Origin of the sequence: Demetria terragena DSM 11295, from assembly GCF_000376825.1 — a bacterium.
Taxonomy (GTDB): Bacteria; Actinomycetota; Actinomycetes; order Actinomycetales; family Dermatophilaceae; genus Demetria; species Demetria terragena.
Map to the genome: position 1 here is coordinate 567,739 of NZ_AQXW01000004.1, position 16,670 is coordinate 584,408.

Genomic DNA, 16,670 nt, shown 5'->3' on the forward strand with positions numbered 1-16,670 from the left:
CAGGAAGAAGTCGGATCATGGTCCCCATGGTCGATCTCGTGGTGTTGCTGGTCGTGACCTTTGCGGTGTTCGCCGGCTGGCGCCAGGGGCTCATCACCTCAGCCCTATCGGCGGTCGGCTGGCTCGGTGGGATTGTGCTCGGGCTCTGGGCGACGCCCTTGGCCCTAGAGGCCTTCAACGCCGTGCCGGAGTCTGATCTGTCGATGGCCATCATCGTGCTTGCGGCAGCGCTGTGTCTTGGTGTGGCGAGTGCAGCGGTGCTCGGGTCACTGGGGCAGACGATCGCATCACGCATCCCCTTTCATCCTGCTCGCCTCCTCGATGCTGGGCTGGGGGCCATCGCCATGGCGATCGTCGCCCTGGTGGCGTCCTGGGCCGTGATGACCTCCGCTAAGCCGCTGCTATCAGCTGACGCCAACCAACAACTCGAGCGCTCGCTCAGTTGGCGCACTCTTGAGGACACGGTGCCGGACTCCACCCGGGCTGCCGTGAGTGACTTCAACCAGCGTTTTGCGGATTCGCCCTTCCCCGAGGTGTTTTCCGGAATCGAACCGCGAGTCGAGGTGGAGGCACCGGACGGCTCGGCGGCGGCATCCCAGGCCGTCAAGAACGCCCGGCAGAGCATCGTCAAGGTACGCAGTTCGTCCGCGCAGTGCGCCGGCCTATCGGTCGGGAGTGGTTGGGTCGTCAGCGACGATCGCGTCGTGACTAATGCCCACGTGGTAGCTGGCGGGAGCGACCTCAGCGTGCAAGCAGGCGGCACTGGAATTCGGCTGGGCGCCACCGTTGTTGCTTTCGATTCCGACCTCGACCTGGCCATCCTGAAAGTCCCCGGATTGGACTCGCCAGCCTTACCTCGGACGGGAGACCTCGACCGCGGCACCTCGGTCGCCGCGGCGGGCTACCCCTTCGGTGGCGACTTCACCGTGTCTGACGGTCGCGTTCGCGGCCAGACTCAAGCCGCAGGCCAGGACGTCTACGGAACGGACCGGGTGAACCGTGAGATCTATCTCCTGCGAACCACGATCTCGCCCGGAAACTCAGGCGGCCCGCTCCTCACGGCAGACGGATCGGTCGCCGGAACAATCTTCGCCAAATCTGCCACCAACGATGACACCGGCTACGCCCTGACGGACGATGCCACGGACTCCTGGTTGGACAGCGCACCCGAGCTCACGACTGAGGTTTCGACGGGCCAGTGTGCTCCGCAGCCGTCGAGCTAGCGGCTCACCTCACGCGGCCGTGACCTGTACGAGTCCGTCGGCACCGATCGCCGGGTTGTTTGCCTGTGGCACTCGCTCCGCCTCGGGGACGCCCCCCGGCGGCGTGCCGTCACCAAACGCGTTGCCGCCGAGCTGTTCTCGCCCGTGCGGACTGGTCCAGTTCCCCAACGCTGGTCCGGCCGGAACCACGCCGGTCGGATTAACGTCGCGGTGCACCAAGTAGTAGTGCTCCTTGATCTGAGTGAAGTCGACGGTGTCGCCAAATCCCGGCGTCTGGAACAGATCACGCGCGTAGCCCCACAACGCCGGCATCTCAGTCAACTTTGACCGGTTGCATTTGAAATGACCGTGATAGACCGGGTCGAAACGCACCAGCGTGGTGAAGAGACGAACATCGGCCTCGGTGATCGTCTCGCCCATGAGATAGCGCTGGCCACTCAGTCGTTCTTCTAACCAGTCGAGCGCGGTGAAGAGGCGCTCGTACGCGGACTCGTAGGAGTTCTGCTCCCCAGCGAAACCGCACCGATAGACGCCATTGTTGACCTCGGTATAGATCCGCTTCATGACTGTCTCCATCTCCTCCCGCTGAGCCTGCGGCCACAGGTCGGGGGCACCTTCGCGATGGAACTGACGCCACTCGAAGAACATGTCGTGCGTGATGTCAGGAAAGTTGTTGCTCACCACGCCACCGGTAGGGATGTCGACGATCGCAGGAACGGTGATCCCACGAGGGTAGTCAGGGAAGCGCGTGAGATAGGCGTCCTTAATGCGCGGGATGCCAAGCACGGGATCGACCTGACCGGGGTCCAGGTCGAAGGTCCAACTATCGGAGTCGTGCGTAGGGCCGGTGAGGCCCATGGAGAGCACCGGCTCCAGACCAAGGAGCCGTCGCACGATGATGGTGCGGTTGGCCCAAGGGCAGGCCCGCGCCGCAACCAGGCGGTAGCGGCCCGCCTCCACCGGCCACCCGTCTGCACCATCGGCCGTGATCCGGTCCGAGATGTATCGGGTGTCGCGCTCAAAACTCTTCTCGACATAGGTGCCTTCAGCCATGCCTGCACGCTATCCGAGAATAGTTGATACGTCAATCATTTTACGAGGCGGCCGATCCTCTCCAGCAGCACTGCTTCGGCGACACAGACCCGCTCGAACTCCCCCAGGTGCAAGGATTCGTTCGCGCCATGGGCGCGGGTGTCGGGATCTTCCACACCAGTCACCAGAATCGCGGCCTGTGGAAACTTCTCCGCGAACGCCGCCACGAAGGGAATCGACCCACCAATTCCCATGTCGACCGGCTGCGTGCCGTCCCATCCATCGGCGAAGGCCGCACGGGCCGCGTCGTAGATCGGACCCTGCGCATCAGCTTCGAAGCCCCTGCCCTCATCATCGAGCGTCACCTCCACCTGCGCACCCCAGGGCGCGTGTTGCGTGAGGTGCCGAGCGATCGCGTCATAGGCCTGGCGCGGGTCTTCGCTGGGATGTAGGCGCACGCTGACCTTGGCGCGAGCCTGAGCGACAAGGGTGTTGGAGGCCGTATCCACGGGCGGCGCGTCGATGCCGATGGTGGTCACTGCGGGCTTGGTCCATTGCCGCGACAGGATCGAGCCGGTGCCGATGAGCTCGACCCCATCCAGCAATCCGCTCTCGGCTCGCAGTCGCTCCTCAGGGAAATCGAGGTCGGCGGCTTCGCCGGAGGCCAGACCTGCGACGGCGACATCGCCCGCCGCGTCGTGCAACGAGGCGAGCAGCCGAATCAACGCCGTCAAGGCGTCCGGAACCGGGCCACCAAAAATCCCCGAGTGCAGCGAGTGGTCCAGGGTGCGTACGGTCACCGCAACGCGCACCATGCCGCGCAACGTCGTGGTGAGGGCTGGCGTCCCAATCTCCCAGTTCGTGGAGTCGGCCAAGACGATGGCGTCCGCACGAAGGCGTTCGCCATGCCGCTCAAGCAGGCGTGGCAGGGAGTCCGAACCCACCTCTTCCTCACCCTCCACGAACACCGTGACGCCAACAGGCGGAGACCCTTCGTGGGCTCGCAAGGCGACGAGGTGGGCCATGACTCCGGCTTTGTCGTCGGCGGCACCACGTCCGTAGAGCCGCCCATCGCGCTCCGTCGGCACGAACGGGGGTGTTTCCCAATCGTTTTCGTTCCCCGGCGGCTGCACGTCGTGATGGGCATACAGCAACACGGTCGGCGCGCCAGCAGGAGCCGGAAGGTGACCGATCACGGCGGGTCGACCGCCCTCGGTCACGATCTCGACGTCAAGGCCCTCCGCCTTCAGTAAGTCCGCGACCGCTTCGGCCGAGTCGTCGACATGAGACTGATCGAAGGTGTCGAGGGACACACTCGGAATGCGAGTGAGCGCCTCCAAGTCAGATTGGGCCGCTGGCATCAAACCGGCGACGGCAGAGCGCAACTGGGCAATTCGGGCGGCATCAGGCAACGTGTTCACGACATCCAGTGTCTCTAGTAGACCCACGACAGCCGTAGAGTGGGTCCCGTGCTTGGCTGGAAAAAGAACACCTCAGAACCCGACGTCAACTCCGTGACCCCAGAATCGGTCACGTCTCCGACGCAGCCCGGCAAGAAGGGCCGCCCGACGCCTAAGCGCCGGGAATCCGAAGCCGCTCGCCGTCGCCCCCTTGTGCCGGACGACCGACAGGCCGCCAAGAAGGCCAACCGCGAGGAAGCACGCAAGGCCCGCATGACGCAGCGTGAGGCCATGGCCAGGGGCGATGAAAAAGCCCTTCCCGCCCGCGATCGTGGCCCGATCAAGCGCTTCATCCGCAATACCGTCGACTCCCGGTTATCCATCGGCGAGATCCTGCTGCCCCTCATGCTCATCGTGCTGGTCCTGATGTTCATTCGGGTCCAGGCTGTGGTGTTCTTCGCGATGATCCTGGTCTGGGGCATCGTCATCGCCGGCATCCTCGATGCCGTGCTGATGTGGCGTCGGACCAAGAAGGCGATCATCGAGAAGTTCGGCGAGGAGCCTCCACGCGGTTCTGCCTCGTACGCGGTGATGCGCTCATTCCAGATGCGGATCTCGCGGATGCCTAAGCCCCAGGTCAAGCGCGGCGACAAAAGCTGGAAAGCCTGATGTCCTGGACCTGGACGTACGCCGATGCGGCCGGGGCACCGGTCTCCGGCACGACCCTCGTCACCTCGGCGTTCCCGACCCAGTCCGACGCCGAGTCCTGGCTAGGTGAGTCCTGGCAGGACCTGGCCGACGCCGGCGTGGCAGCCGTCACGCTCCACGAAAACGACTCGGTCGTCTACGGCCCGATGAGTCTGACGCCGGAAAGCTAAGCGCAGCAGACCCTCCCGTAGTCTCGATGTAGTTCCGATATAGCCAGCCTCCCTAGCGTCACTGGTGTCTTGCACACCACGACACTAAGGAGCGCCACATGAAACGCGCTATCGCCTCAATGGGCGCAATCGCGGCCGGACTGACGTTCGCTCTCTCGAACGCCGCTCCGGCACAGGCTGCGGATAAGACCATCACCCTTAAGAACCCGTCCGGCACCGTCATCGCTCGGGCGACCTGGGACGACAGCCACGACACCCTGTGCGTGCGCAGTTTCGTCAAGGGCCGCACGGCGACCGTGACGATGGAACTCTTAGACGACCCGAAGTACCCGGTGGTGCGCAAGTCGCACGCAGGGTCCTCATCGACGGCAGCCTGCACCGGGAACCTTTCGATCCCTGAAGACAAGAGGGCGTTCGCGATCGTCGGCAATGAGGATCGCAGCACCGACGGGGTGTTCTTCACATGAGTTCGCGGACCATCCGTGCTCTCGCCAAGATGACCGCCGTGGCCGGAGCGCTCGCGACTACTGTCGCCGTCGCACCGACTGCCGAAGCCAACGACGTCACGCTGCTCTTGCGCGACGGCGGCAAGGTCGTCGCCAAGGCTTGGTACGACGACTCGGTCGACACCCTGTGCGTCCGCAGCCAGGTCAAAGGCACGATGGCCACCGTCCAGATCGGTCCGATCGACGGCGCACCCCGCGCCACGGCGCGAGACGCCGGCTTTGGAAAGTCGACCAACTGCACCGGCAACCTGTCCATCCCCGAAGACCGTCGGTTCTGGCTCCGTCTGGAGTCCAACGGCCGGTCCACGGACACCACCTTCTTCACGTAGAGGACCGCGGCAATGAAGCGAACCATCCTGATGACGGCTGCGTTGACCCTGGCCGCGACGACCGTGGCCGCACCAGCGGAGGCCGCTGACAAGACCATTCAACTGAAGAGCCCGTCGGGCTCAGTGCATGCCGTCCTGAACTGGGACGACTCGGTCGACACCCTGTGCCTGACCTTGAAGTCGACAGCGGGCAGCCCGCACGCCAGTGCCGACATGCGGCTGGCCGACGGATCCCATGCGCGCACGCTCAGCGCATCCCCGAGCAAACGAAAAGCCTGCACCGGCAACCTGTCGATCCCCGAGGACCGGCTGGGCGAGATGCGCGTCTACGGCAGCACCGACCGCTGGTCAGACACCAGCGGATGGAAGCCGTTCTACACCTGACTCACGCTGGCGGCCCAAGAACACGAACGGCCGGTACGCCCCTCCCCCGAGGTGGTACGTACCGGCCGTTTGTGTGCTGCCCGTTGAGCGACTACTTCACTTCGCTCCGAGTCAGACGCCACAACCCCGCGGCCAACGGAATGACCACCCACACGGCGATCGATGTCCCGAGTTTGGCCCAGGCGTCTCCAGTCATATTCGCCTCATATAGCGGAAGCAATGTCGCGTTGGTGTCGAGCCACATCGCGGCGTCCTTCAGCCACGAGATCGACTCCCCAAGGATCGACCACACCATGGGCAGGAGGAGGTAGGTCACGATGGCCGCCGGGGTGTTCTGCAAGATCATGCCGAACGCGACGCCCATCGAGATCACGACGAGTTGTCCCAGGAAGAGACCGACGACTGATTGCCATTCCACGCCCCAGGTGGGGTCAGTGCCTCGCAGCATCATGCCGAGCACGGTGGCAATCGCGGCGATCACGACACCGGCGCAGACCACGAGCACACCGAAGACCCACGACGCGACCAACTTGGCCAGGCCAACGCGAATCCGCCGGGGCTCCAGGGTGAAGGTGGCGAGCCCGGTGCGCTGCGACCATTCCGCTGTCACGAGCAAGATGCCGACCACTGGCAGCAGGAAGCTCTGCGGCAGATAGGTCACCATCACGAAGCTCTCGAAGTCCTTACCCTCGGAGCCTCCGGTGAACAACACGGCGCACAGCACCAGCAGGGTGATGATCCCGATGGCCGCGAGCAGCCATCGGCCGGCACGGGTGTCGACGCCTTTACGGAGCTCGGCTCGCACTAGCCGCCCAAAGGGCACTCCCTGGGTCGGAACATCGTCGAGTCGGCTCGGTAGCCGGATGCCGGCGCGGGCGGACGGGTTCGTTGTCGGGGCGCTCATGCTGCCAATCCCTCTCGTGCGTCATCAGCGGTGAGCTCAAGGAACATGTCCTCCAGCCCAGTGGACCCCGCGGTACGGAGTTCAGTCAGGACGATGCGATGCTGCGCCGCCACCGTGCCGACCTGGGTCGCCTCGGCCTGTACGACCAGACCCTGTGGGCCCTCTTCGACCTCATAACCCTCCTTGCGCAGCAAGCCCGCAAGGTTGGCGTCATCGAGACTCTTGGCGACGACCCCAGCGGCACTCATCAGTTCTGCCTTGGTGCCCGATGCCACGATCTTGCCGCGGCCAATCACCAGCAGATCGTCGGCGATGACCTCGATCTCGTGCAGCAAGTGCGAGGACAGGAAGACCGTGCCGCCCTCCTCGGCGTAGCCACGCAACAGGGAGCGCATCCAGCGAATACCTGCCGGGTCGAGACCATTGGCCGGCTCATCCAGGACGAGCACCTGCGGGTCGCCCATCAGCGCGTACGCGATCCCGAGGCGTTGGCGCATTCCGAGGCTGTAACCCCCGACGCGCCGGTCGGCTTCAACCTCTGAGAGGCCCACGACCGCGAGCATCTCCGTGACACGCTCCTTGGGCAAGCCCATGACGGTCGCGGCCAGGCTCAGGACCTCGCGGCCAGAGCGCCCGGAGTGCTGAGCGCTGGCATCCAGCAACACGCCGACATGGCGTCCGGGGTTAGGAAGTTCTTGGTACGGCCGACCAAGGACAGTCGCTGTCCCAGCGGAAGGCGGAGTGAGACCCACCATCATGCGCATGCACGTGGACTTCCCCGCGCCGTTCGGCCCGAGGAATCCAGTCACCTGGCCTGGGCGCACGGTGAAGCTCACGTCATCGACGGCGGTGTAGGAACCGTAGGTCCTCGTGAGGTTTTTGACTTCGATCATGGTCACCATCATTGAGGAGATACGGACATCGCGCATCAGCCGAGAGTCCCATTCATCGCGAACTTTGGTAGGGGATCTCCATCCGGAAGTAGCACGAGTCCGGCGGTGGCTCGCCCACAGGGTCCGCGGCTTCTACCCTGCTCAGGTGGCCGACACATCGATCTTTCAGCGCCAAGGCTGGGCCCTGTGGTCTCGCCTAGCCCTAGCGCTCGTGCTGGGGGTCGGGGCGCTGGCGATCACCGAGGCCGGCCCTGATCCCACCGTGCAAACCGGTGGCGCCTGGCCCTACGTTGATGCGCTGATTGGTCTCCTAGCCCTTCCCGCTGTCGCGTTCCGCCACCGGTGGCCAATCCCCGTGATGCTCATCACTGCGCTCCTGGCGAGCACCTCGAGTGTCGCTTCGGGGGCAGCCGTGGTTATCGCTGTGTCGGTGTGCACCCGCCATCGGTGGAAAGAAATGGTCCTCACCGGGCTGGCCACTTACACCAGTTCGGTGATCTACACCGTGCTGTTCGCCGCGAAGGAGGAGCGCATCGCCACGCTCGCATGGGCGATCGCACTGACCGCACTCATCGTGGCTACGGGCTGGCTGATCGGGGAATGGCGTAGAGATCGTCGAAACGCGTGGGGCAACGCCTGGAGGATGGTGCTCGCGCTGCTCGTAGGTTTCCTGCTCTGCGTTGCGGTTGCCGACCAAGGCACCGCGACGGGCTATCAAGATAACGACCTCTGGCTCGTCATCGACCTTCTGCTCGGACTCGTCGCCGCCGCGTTCATTCCGTTGCGGCGCACCCTGCCCGTGGCCACGCTCGTCATCACGGGTGCCATTGCCCTGGTATCAGCGACGGCGAGCGGCACGTTCATTCTCGTGCTCGTATCGATCGCGACCGGACGCAACTGGCGTCGCATCGCGCTCGCGGTTGGCATATCCCTCACCACCTCGTTCCTGTTTGGGGTGATCCACGGCATCCCAAACTCCGTCACCGATCTCATCCTCAACACACTGAGCACCGCTCTCGCGATCGCCTTCGGGCTGTTCATCGGCGCCCGGCGCGAGCTCGTCAACAACCTGCGGGCACAGGTCGACACCGCCCGGCGTGAGCAGGAAGCGCGCGTAGCTCAGGCCAGGACCCATGAGCGCACCCGCATCGCGCGGGAAATGCATGACGTTCTGGCCCATCGAATCTCCCTGGTCGCAATGCACTCCGGCGCTCTTGCTTTCCGCGATGACCTCCCGCCTGACCAGGTCCGCAGTACGGCCAACTTGCTCCACGAGACGTCCCACCAGGCGCTGGTAGAACTTCGCGAGGTTCTCGGTGTGCTGCGCGCCCAGGACGGCGAGCAGTCAGCGGCACCCGAGCCACCACAGCCCACGCTTGCAGACCTGGACGAACTCATCTCGTCAACGCGTGAAAGTGGTCAGCGCCTATCAGTAAGTCTCGAGGCAGACTTCATGACGGCGCCAAATGTGCTGTCCCGTAACGCTTTCCGCATAGTTCAAGAAAGTTTGACCAACGCACGGAAGCACGCGCCGGACGAGGACGTCGCGCTGACCCTAGCCGGACGCCCCGGTGACACCCTCACCATTGAAGTACGAAATACGCGCCCCACCAGGCCGCCTGGGCTGGCCGTGACACCTGGCTCCGGCTATGGCCTCGTGGGGCTGCGTGAACGCGCCAGCCTCAGCGGTGGCACGCTGACCGCGGGCCCGGATCGTCGGGGACACTTCGTGGTCCGAGCACGCCTGCCGTGGACCGTGGAAGAGGAGAGACTCACATGACATCGACCACAGGCGAGGCCGCGACAGACCAGCCCGCAATGATCCGTCTTGTCCTTGTGGACGACGACCCGCTGGTGCGCTCCGGGCTGCAGATGATTCTCGGCGGGTCACCCGACATCGAGATCGTGGCCGAGGCCGTCGACGGCGAGGATGCCCTCGAGAAAATCGAGAGATGCCAGCCCGATCTTGTGCTCATGGATGTCCGTATGCCGCGGCTCGACGGTGTCTCCGCCACCGAGCGGATCCTGGCCCGTCATGGTGAAAATGTCCGCGTTGTCGTCCTTACCACCTTCGACACCGATGACCTGGTCATGCGCGCCTTGCGCGCGGGAGCCAGTGGATTTCTCCTGAAAGACACGCCCCCGGCCCGACTCGTCGAGGCGGTGCGCACGGCCGCAGCCGGTCAGCCGATCCTCTCGCCACAGATCACGGCCAGCCTGATTGCCCAGGTGTCCGGTGCACCATCGGGTGATCGTGCCGCGCAAGCGCGCGCCCAACTAGCTCTCCTGAGCGAGCGCGAGTTGGAGGTGGCGCGGGCCGTCGGACAGGGCCTGTCGAACGCGGAAATCTCGCGATCGCTCTATCTCAGCGTTCCTACGGTCAAGGCGCATGTCTCCCGACTGCTCGACAAACTCGACTGCGCTAACCGCGTTCAAGTCGCGCTCGTCGTCCATGACGCAGGCGAAGACACGTAGTCCGTCTTTGACAAGGTCAGGGGCGGATGGGAATGTTCGCACACCGAATGTCTGTCTTTGAGGGGAAGCCGGTGTGACTCCGGCGCTGTCCCGCAACCGTGTGGCCCTGTGGCCGAGCCGGAGCACCTCGTAGACCGAATCGGCTCATTGATCCGTCGCGGAAATGCGGACGAGCCGGCATCGGGGCCTACCAGGCCCTCGCCTGCCGGACTTGCCCGGCAGGAGGAACTACTCATGACCATCGTTCACCGCGTGGCAACGCGTACCGCCGCAGCGTTCGCTGCCTTCCTCGGAGCCATGCTGTTCGCACTCAGCGTCGCGCCGACCGCAGACGCCGCCTCGGCCTACCGGTTCTGGGGTTACTTCCAACTCAAGGACGGCGCGTGGGCGTTCTCAACTAAGGGACCGGACCAGGTCAAGCCGGCTGATGGATCGGTCGAAGGGTGGCGCTATGCCCTCGCCGGACCTACTGACAGTCGGGCACCCCGCGACACGGTCTCGTTTAAGGAAGCATGCGCAGGTACCCCAGCCAAGGAAGGCACCAAGCGCGTCGGGGTGGTCATCGACTACGGCCGCACCGCGGACGCGGAGTCGGGCACCCCACCTAAGCCTGTCGCTGAGTGCGCCCAGGTACCGGCGGCTGCGAACGGGTCACAGGTGCTGGCAGCGGTCACCGACGCCGTGCGCGTCGAAAAGGGTCTGACCTGCGGGGTCGATGACTGGCCAGCCAAGGGCTGTGGTGGTGAAGTCAAGACGGTGCCTGCTGCCGCGAAGGCTAAAGACAAGCCGGTCTCGATCACGGCGCCCGCTGCGAAAGAAACCGACGAAGACTCCTCGAGTGCACCGATCCTGATCGGTGGTGGCGTGGTACTGGTTCTGCTCCTTGGTGGCGGCGCGGCCGTGGCGATGCGTCGGCGACAGAGCGCTGAGTCCGCCTGACGCGCGTGACGCCGCTCGCTGACCGACTCTCTCGCCCCCGGCTACTCCATCCGGTGGCGTGGTGGCTGTGGGGTTTGACGTTGGCTGCTGCCGCATCACGTACGACCAACCCGTTTTACCTCGTGGTGATTGTGCTGGTCATTGGCATTGTGGTCCTGCAACGGCGCGAGGTTGGTGCGTCTTCCACGCTGGGGATCTTCCTCGGTATTGCCGCGGTAGCGATCGCACTACGCGTTCTGATGACCATCGTGTTCGGCAACGGCGTGGTGGGAACGCACGTGCTATTCACCTTGCCCGAGATTCCGCTTCCGGACTGGCTGGCGGGGATCCGGCTCGGCGGGCCCGTCAGCCTTGAGGCGGTGCTCGTAGCGTTCTACTACGGGCTGCAGTTAGCCGCGATCTTGGTCTGTGTGGGCGCGTGCAACGTGCTCGCCGACCCGCGGAGATTGCTGCGCTATGTCCCGGCCACCCTGTATGACGTGGGGACCGCCATCGTGGTCGCCCTCACGTATGTCCCGCGGTTGGCAGAGGAAGCTCGCCAGGTACGCGCCGCGCGGCGCTTGCGCGGGCATTCAGGGCGGGGCGTGCGAGAGCTGGCCCGATTGGCCCTGCCCGTCATGGAAAGCTCGCTCGAACGCTCACTGCAACTCGCCGCGTCGATGGAATCACGCGGGTATGGCCGGATCACCCTCGATCCGCGGACTCGGCGCCGAGCCACGGCGATGACCGTCCTTGGACTCGTGGGGGTCGTGGTCGGTCTGTACGGACTGCTCGGCGGCTCCACGCCCACTGCCGTCGGCCTCCCCACGCTGCTCATCGGGTGTGCGCTGGCGCTCGGGGCCTTGCTCACCGGGGCCCGCCAGGACCGACGCACGCCCTATCGCCGCGACCGGTGGCGCCTGTCGGAGTGGCTGGTCCTGGCGAGCGCACTTCCCGCAGCCGTCGCCCTGACCATCCTTGCTGCGCATGGCGATCCTTCGATCATGCCGCGGCAGTCCCCAGCCGAGGTCCCCCAGGTGGTTCCACTCGCACTCGTCGCCCTCGCGCTTCCCAGCCTTGCGGGCATCCTCGCGCCTCGCACTCCCCGCCGCGCCCACCTTGAGGACCTCGCAGCCCAACGGGCACGCGACCTCGAACTTGAAGCGACGCCAGCATGATTCACCTGTCATCGGTGAAGGTGACCTATGCCAATGCACCGGCTCCGGCGCTCAGCACTCCCGATCTCATCATTCCCGAGGGCGACTTGGTGCTGCTCGTCGGACCGACCGGGAGCGGGAAGTCCACCCTCCTTCGTACCGTGAACGGTTTGGTGCCCCATTTCAGCGGCGGCCGGTTGACTGGTCGAGTTGTCGTCGACGGACGGGATACGCGCGATCACCGACCTCGCGACCTTGCCGAGGTGGTCGGTTTCGTCGGACAGGATCCACTGTCTTCCTTTGTGACCGAGACGGTCGAAGACGAAATCGCCTACGGCATGGAGACGCTCGCCATCGGGCCTGCTGCCATGCGCCGACGTGTCGAGGAAAGCCTCGATGTGCTGGGAGTCGCCGACCTGCGGAACCGCGCCCTCCTCGAATTGAGCGGCGGTCAGCAGCAACGTGTAGCGGTCGCCGCGGTCCTTGCTGCCGGGCCACGCATCTTGGTGATGGACGAACCCACCTCATCACTGGACCCGGTCTCGGCTGAAGATGTCCTTGCTGCCGTTCACCGCCTGGTGCATGACCTCGGGGTCACCGTGCTCATGGCCGAACACCGCCTTGAACGAGTGGTCCACCACGCCGACCAAGTCCTGTTGGTCGACCAGGGCCAGGTGTCCGAGCTGCTTGCACCCGCCGAGGCGATGGAACGCTCGCCGATCGCTCCACCGGTCGTTCGACTGGGGCGCAGGCTTGGATGGCGCCCGCTCCCCCTGTCGATTCGCGATGCTCGACGTCGGGCTGTCTCGACGAGAGAGGCGCAGTTTCCTGACCCTGCGCCGCAGCCGGGCGACCATGGGCCACCGCAGACCAGCGGCGTGGCCAGCAGTGTTGCGACCTCTCACGGGTTGCACGTACGGCGGCGTGGCGTGACCGCGCTAGGCGACCTCGATGTCTCCTTCGCTCCGGCCAAGGTCACCGCGCTGATGGGACGTAACGGCGCAGGCAAGTCCACCCTGCTTGGGTGTTTCTCGGGCCTGGTCAAACCGACGGCTGGTTCGGTGTCGATCGACGGCCTCGACCCCTCGGCCACGTCCCCGCAACGCATGCGCGGGCATGTCGGGATGGTGCCTCAGGATGCGCGAACTCTCCTCTACCACCCCACGATTGGCGCCGAGTGTGACGCTGCCGACCAGGAGGTCAAGGTCTCCTGCGGGACCACTCGCCAACTTCTTCAGCGACTCGCCGGGGACCTGGATGAGAGCACGCACCCGCGCGACCTGTCCGAGGGCGGGCGAGTCCTCTTGGCGCTGGCCATCATTCTGGTGGGTGAGCCGAAGGTACTGCTCCTGGATGAACCCACCCGCGGCCTCGACTATGGCGCAAAAACTCGCCTTGGCGAGATTCTTCAAGAACAAGCCGCGGCCGGGCGGACCGTCATCGTCGCGACCCACGATGTCGAGCTCGCCGCCGAGATTGCCGACGACGTCGTCCTACTCGCCGATGCCGAAGTCATCGGCCACGGCCCATCCCGCGAAATCCTCTGCGATTCACCAGCATTCGCCCCGCAGGTGGCCAAGATCATGCATCCGCGTGCCTTCCTGACCGTTGACGAGGTGCCGGCGCCATGACGGCGAAAGCCATCCACCCGAAGCCGCGACAGCCTGCCCCAGACCGGGAGATCATCCCGTGGGACCTGGCCACGTCCCTCAGCATGGTCCTGGTTACTGTCGTCGGCGCGGCCTCGTTCACTTGGCCGTTCTTCATCTCGGATGAGGCCGCCCTGGCCCACGGCAATGACGCTCCCTGGCTCTTTCCCGTACTGGTTGGCCTGTTAGGTGCGGTCCTTCTCGCCCAAGTCAGCCGAGGCGGCCTCGACGCCAAAGCCGTTGCCACACTTGGGGTTCTGGCCGCACTGGGCGGTGCTCTACGGGTGCTATCCGCTGGAACGGCTGGCCTGGAGCCGACGTTCTTTCTCATCATCCTGGGTGGCCGGGTGCTCGGGCGCGCTGGCGGATTCTTGCTCGGCGCGTTGGCGATCCTCACGGGCGCCTTCTTGACTGGCGGTGTGGGACCTTGGCTGCCGTACCAGATGCTGGCAGCAGGCTGGGTTGGGTTGGGCGCCGCGCTCCTTCCGCAGGTCTCGCCGCGGGCCGAGCGGTGGCTGCTAGCGGCATACGGGCTGCTCACCGGTGTGCTCTTTGGCGTGGTGATGAATCTGTGGTTTTGGCCATTCTTAGGTGCGAGCGCACCATCGGGCGCGGGCTTCGACGCGAGCGCGCCGCTGACCGATCAGCTCAGCAACTATGCCGTTTTCTATACCCTGACCTCGTTGGGATGGGACCTCCCACGCGGATTGCTCAACGGCGCGCTGCTCCTTCTCGCGGCGCCTACCCTCCTTGCTGCCTTACGCCGAGCCGTCCAACGCGCCGCATTTGGCGACACGAACAGTGTTGACACTGTTGCGGTTCAACCACGATCGAACGGCTCACCGATACAGTGAGTGAACGGATAACGGTGCACCACCAGCCAGGAGAGCCACACCGATGACCACGACCACACTCGTGCTCGGGGGGACCCAGAGCGGAATGAGCCGACACGCCCAATCGCTGTTGCCGCGTGACCACGCGGTCACCGCGATTGAGGTCCGCCAACCCGGAAGCCGCAGCGACCCCGAACGCTCCTCGCGGACTACGCGCGACCAGCAGGAGCGGCCACAAGAGTGGACGACCGTGGAGGCCACGGACATCACTCGGGCCATCATCCACGCTCGAAGTCCGGTTCTCGTGGACGATCTGGGCAGTTGGGTTACGGCGACCATTGACGAAGCAAATCTGTGGAAGTCACCCGCGAAGGCGCTGCGGCTGGTCGAGGAAAAGACCGCCGAGCTCGTGGCGTTGTGGGCATGGGCGCCGTACGACGCGGTCGCCCTGTCCCATGAGGTGGGCGTGTCACTGACGCCGCAGACCCCTGCCGAACGCCTCTTCCACGATGCCCTAGAGCACGTGAATGTCTCACTCTCCGCAGTGAGTCAGCAGGTTTACCTGGTCATCGCCGGACGGCTTCTCGACCTCAGTGAGGCACCGGCAATCTCGCCGCCCACGTCGTAACGCCTTCGACCGACGTCAGCCCTGACCAGCAAGAAGTCGTTCCTCGGCATCTGGGCCTGGCGCGACGCTCGGCACCCGCAGGAGCAGCAGGAAACCGGCAACCCACCACAGCCCAAAGAGTGCCCAGGGCTCGGGCGGTAGCGCCGATGGCATACCGGGCAGGTAAAGGGTGGCAAGCCCGGCCGTGAGCACGATCGCTGCCACTCCAATGATCAATCCACCCTGGCCAGCCCCGCCGATGCGCAACGGGCGCTCCATTCCTGGTTCCCGCCGCCGCAGGATGACGAAGGCGATGGCCACGAGTAGGTAGCCGATGACCACGCTCGGTGAACCTGAGTCGACCAGCCAGCCGAGTGCGTCGGCGCCCAGCCACGGTGCTGCGGCTGACAACCCGCCAATGAACAGCAGCGCCGTCACTGGCGTACGGAACCGTGGGCTAAGCCGACCGAACGCAGCCGGCAGCATGCGTGAGCGTCCCATGGCGTAAAGCAACCGAGAAGCCCCGATGAGGAAGGCATTCCAGGACGTCAGGATGCCTGCTAGCCCGCCCGCCACCAGCACCTTGGCAAAGATGTCCGAGCCCCACAGCGCGCCCAGGGCATCGGCGGTGGCGAGATCGGACTTCATGAGCTCCCCGCGGTCCATCGCCAAGCTGGCACCGCCCACCATGAGGATGTAGAAGATGGTCGCCATCGCGACGGACACGACGATCAGTTTGCCCATGACAGGGAACGGGAGCTTGATCTCCTCGGCGGACTGGGGAATCACGTCAAATCCGACGAACAGAAAAGGCACGACGACCAATACAGACACGAACCCGCCGAACCCACCGGAGAAGAACGGTTCAGCCTCGTCTAACGATCCACCGACGAACCCACCGGTCAGCATCAACACGGCAACGAGCACCAAGAAACTCACGACGAAGGTTTGGATCATCGATGCGGGGCGGATACCGACGATGTTGATTGCGGTCAGCAACACAGCGGCGATCGTCCCGATCAGGCCCCACCCGAGATAGACCGGCGACCCCGCCACGCTCCACAACTCAACGTCGCTCACCGACGGCCAGAGGTATGCGGCGGTTCGCGGCAGCGCGACTGCCTCGAACGCGGCGATCGTGGCATATCCACCCACCAGAGCCCATGACGCGAGAAACGAGAGGCGTGAGCCCATCGCACGCATGACGTAGTTGTGTTCGCCGCCCGCGTGCGGCATCGCAGCGACCAGCTCGGCATACGTCAACCCGACCAACCCCATAATCGCGCCGCCGACGACGAACGCCAGCACGGCACCGAGACTGCCTGCGGCATCGAGCCATTCGCCGGTCAACACCACCCAGCCGAAGCCGATCATGGCGCCAAAGCCGATGGCGAGCGCATCCCACCGGCCGAGCTGACGGATAAAACCTGTCTCCTCGGGCGCTGGACGCCCAGCTGGTTCGCTCATGGGACGGCAGGTTAG

Annotated in this window: 18 protein-coding genes and 1 riboswitch; of the genes, 13 read left to right on the forward strand and 5 right to left on the reverse strand. The window is 65.1% G+C overall.

Translation table 11 applies throughout. The features are described 5' to 3' along the window. Positions 1–17: 17 nt before the first annotated feature. Positions 18–1,223 carry a MarP family serine protease gene (locus tag F562_RS0106850; RefSeq protein WP_018156200.1) on the forward strand — a complete coding sequence of 402 codons (1,206 nt, stop codon included), beginning with the start codon at positions 18–20 and terminating at the stop codon, positions 1,221–1,223. A gap of 9 nt (positions 1,224–1,232) precedes the next feature. On the opposite strand, the gene F562_RS0106855 is transcribed toward F562_RS0106850, so the two are convergent. Then, positions 1,233–2,276: a glutathione S-transferase family protein gene (locus tag F562_RS0106855; protein ID WP_018156201.1), complete on the reverse strand. Its 1,044-nt coding sequence runs from the start codon at positions 2,274–2,276 to the stop codon at positions 1,233–1,235. Between the two features lie 35 nt (positions 2,277–2,311). After that, complete coding sequence (locus F562_RS0106860) at positions 2,312–3,676, reverse strand: dipeptidase (protein WP_018156202.1); 1,365 nt, start codon at positions 3,674–3,676, stop codon at positions 2,312–2,314. A gap of 48 nt (positions 3,677–3,724) precedes the next feature. Here F562_RS0106860 and F562_RS0106865 point away from each other — a divergent pair, with 48 nt between their 5' ends. From F562_RS0106865 to F562_RS0106885, 5 genes are all read left to right on the forward strand, one after another. Continuing rightward, a complete protein-coding gene (locus tag F562_RS0106865) occupies positions 3,725–4,324 on the forward strand; it encodes a DUF3043 domain-containing protein (RefSeq protein WP_245553621.1) in 600 nt (199 codons plus the stop codon). Then, positions 4,324–4,533 (forward strand): hypothetical protein, encoded by a 210-nt coding sequence (locus F562_RS0106870; RefSeq protein ID WP_018156204.1) that lies wholly within the window; start codon positions 4,324–4,326, stop codon positions 4,531–4,533. The genes F562_RS0106865 and F562_RS0106870 overlap by 1 nt, the downstream gene beginning before the upstream one ends. 98 nt (positions 4,534–4,631) lie before the next feature. Beyond that, a complete protein-coding gene (locus tag F562_RS0106875; RefSeq protein ID WP_018156205.1) occupies positions 4,632–5,000 on the forward strand; it encodes a hypothetical protein in 369 nt (122 codons plus the stop codon). Further along, positions 4,997–5,368 (forward strand): hypothetical protein, encoded by a 372-nt coding sequence (locus F562_RS0106880; protein WP_018156206.1) that lies wholly within the window; start codon positions 4,997–4,999, stop codon positions 5,366–5,368. The genes F562_RS0106875 and F562_RS0106880 overlap by 4 nt, the downstream gene beginning before the upstream one ends. A 12-nt stretch (positions 5,369–5,380) precedes the next feature. Then, entirely contained in the window at positions 5,381–5,752 is a 372-nt protein-coding gene (locus tag F562_RS0106885) for a hypothetical protein (protein ID WP_018156207.1), read from the forward strand. Between the two features lie 91 nt (positions 5,753–5,843). On the opposite strand, the gene F562_RS0106890 is transcribed toward F562_RS0106885, so the two are convergent. Continuing rightward, entirely contained in the window at positions 5,844–6,656 is an 813-nt protein-coding gene (locus F562_RS0106890; RefSeq protein ID WP_018156208.1) for an ABC transporter permease, read from the reverse strand. Further along, entirely contained in the window at positions 6,653–7,585 is a 933-nt protein-coding gene (locus tag F562_RS0106895) for an ABC transporter ATP-binding protein (protein WP_018156209.1), read from the reverse strand. The genes F562_RS0106890 and F562_RS0106895 overlap by 4 nt, the downstream gene beginning before the upstream one ends. Positions 7,586–7,694: 109 nt before the next feature. Between F562_RS0106895 and F562_RS0106900 the strand changes: the two genes are divergently transcribed. The 7 genes from F562_RS0106900 (at position 7,695) to F562_RS18360 (ending at position 15,209) form a co-directional block, all read left to right on the forward strand. Then, complete coding sequence (locus tag F562_RS0106900; protein WP_169333369.1) at positions 7,695–9,329, forward strand: sensor histidine kinase; 1,635 nt, start codon at positions 7,695–7,697, stop codon at positions 9,327–9,329. Then, a complete protein-coding gene (locus F562_RS0106905) occupies positions 9,326–10,024 on the forward strand; it encodes a response regulator (protein ID WP_018156211.1) in 699 nt (232 codons plus the stop codon). The genes F562_RS0106900 and F562_RS0106905 overlap by 4 nt, the downstream gene beginning before the upstream one ends. A 48-nt stretch (positions 10,025–10,072) precedes the next feature. Next, a riboswitch (adenosylcobalamin-variant (AdoCbl-variant) riboswitch) is annotated at positions 10,073–10,160 on the forward strand. 98 nt (positions 10,161–10,258) lie between these two features. Then, positions 10,259–10,963 (forward strand): SCO2322 family protein, encoded by a 705-nt coding sequence (locus F562_RS18355; RefSeq protein WP_018156212.1) that lies wholly within the window; start codon positions 10,259–10,261, stop codon positions 10,961–10,963. A gap of 5 nt (positions 10,964–10,968) precedes the next feature. Continuing rightward, positions 10,969–12,120 carry an energy-coupling factor transporter transmembrane component T gene (locus tag F562_RS0106915; protein WP_018156213.1) on the forward strand — a complete coding sequence of 384 codons (1,152 nt, stop codon included), beginning with the start codon at positions 10,969–10,971 and terminating at the stop codon, positions 12,118–12,120. Then, positions 12,117–13,730, forward strand: a complete 1,614-nt coding sequence (locus F562_RS0106920) for an ABC transporter ATP-binding protein (protein WP_018156214.1) — start codon at positions 12,117–12,119, stop codon at positions 13,728–13,730. The genes F562_RS0106915 and F562_RS0106920 overlap by 4 nt, the downstream gene beginning before the upstream one ends. Next, positions 13,727–14,602 (forward strand): ECF transporter S component, encoded by an 876-nt coding sequence (locus F562_RS0106925; RefSeq protein ID WP_018156215.1) that lies wholly within the window; start codon positions 13,727–13,729, stop codon positions 14,600–14,602. Before F562_RS0106920 ends, F562_RS0106925 begins: the two co-directional genes overlap by 4 nt. 43 nt (positions 14,603–14,645) lie before the next feature. Next, positions 14,646–15,209 (forward strand): bifunctional adenosylcobinamide kinase/adenosylcobinamide-phosphate guanylyltransferase, encoded by a 564-nt coding sequence (locus F562_RS18360; protein WP_018156216.1) that lies wholly within the window; start codon positions 14,646–14,648, stop codon positions 15,207–15,209. A 15-nt stretch (positions 15,210–15,224) separates the two neighbouring features. Here F562_RS18360 and F562_RS0106935 read toward each other — a convergent pair whose 3' ends face one another. Beyond that, positions 15,225–16,655 carry an APC family permease gene (locus tag F562_RS0106935; RefSeq protein WP_018156217.1) on the reverse strand — a complete coding sequence of 477 codons (1,431 nt, stop codon included), beginning with the start codon at positions 16,653–16,655 and terminating at the stop codon, positions 15,225–15,227. Between the last annotated feature and the right edge of the window lie 15 nt (positions 16,656–16,670).

What these genes read in the sequence shown, in the direction of transcription:
- F562_RS0106935 (WP_018156217.1), bottom strand. Translation starts at nt 16,655, where the DNA reads ATGAGCGAACCAGCTGGGCGTCCAGCGCCCGAGGAGACAGGTTTTATC.
- F562_RS0106880 (WP_018156206.1), top strand. Translation starts at nt 4,997, where the DNA reads ATGAGTTCGCGGACCATCCGTGCTCTCGCCAAGATGACCGCCGTGGCC.
- F562_RS0106890 (WP_018156208.1), bottom strand. Translation starts at nt 6,656, where the DNA reads ATGAGCGCCCCGACAACGAACCCGTCCGCCCGCGCCGGCATCCGGCTA.
- F562_RS0106850 (WP_018156200.1), top strand. Translation starts at nt 18, where the DNA reads ATGGTCCCCATGGTCGATCTCGTGGTGTTGCTGGTCGTGACCTTTGCG.
- F562_RS0106920 (WP_018156214.1), top strand. Translation starts at nt 12,117, where the DNA reads ATGATTCACCTGTCATCGGTGAAGGTGACCTATGCCAATGCACCGGCT.
- F562_RS0106905 (WP_018156211.1), top strand. Translation starts at nt 9,326, where the DNA reads ATGACATCGACCACAGGCGAGGCCGCGACAGACCAGCCCGCAATGATC.
- F562_RS0106925 (WP_018156215.1), top strand. Translation starts at nt 13,727, where the DNA reads ATGACGGCGAAAGCCATCCACCCGAAGCCGCGACAGCCTGCCCCAGAC.
- F562_RS18360 (WP_018156216.1), top strand. Translation starts at nt 14,646, where the DNA reads ATGACCACGACCACACTCGTGCTCGGGGGGACCCAGAGCGGAATGAGC.
- F562_RS18355 (WP_018156212.1), top strand. Translation starts at nt 10,259, where the DNA reads ATGACCATCGTTCACCGCGTGGCAACGCGTACCGCCGCAGCGTTCGCT.
- F562_RS0106855 (WP_018156201.1), bottom strand. Translation starts at nt 2,276, where the DNA reads ATGGCTGAAGGCACCTATGTCGAGAAGAGTTTTGAGCGCGACACCCGA.
- F562_RS0106895 (WP_018156209.1), bottom strand. Translation starts at nt 7,585, where the DNA reads ATGCGCGATGTCCGTATCTCCTCAATGATGGTGACCATGATCGAAGTC.
- F562_RS0106885 (WP_018156207.1), top strand. Translation starts at nt 5,381, where the DNA reads ATGAAGCGAACCATCCTGATGACGGCTGCGTTGACCCTGGCCGCGACG.
- F562_RS0106870 (WP_018156204.1), top strand. Translation starts at nt 4,324, where the DNA reads ATGTCCTGGACCTGGACGTACGCCGATGCGGCCGGGGCACCGGTCTCC.
- F562_RS0106875 (WP_018156205.1), top strand. Translation starts at nt 4,632, where the DNA reads ATGAAACGCGCTATCGCCTCAATGGGCGCAATCGCGGCCGGACTGACG.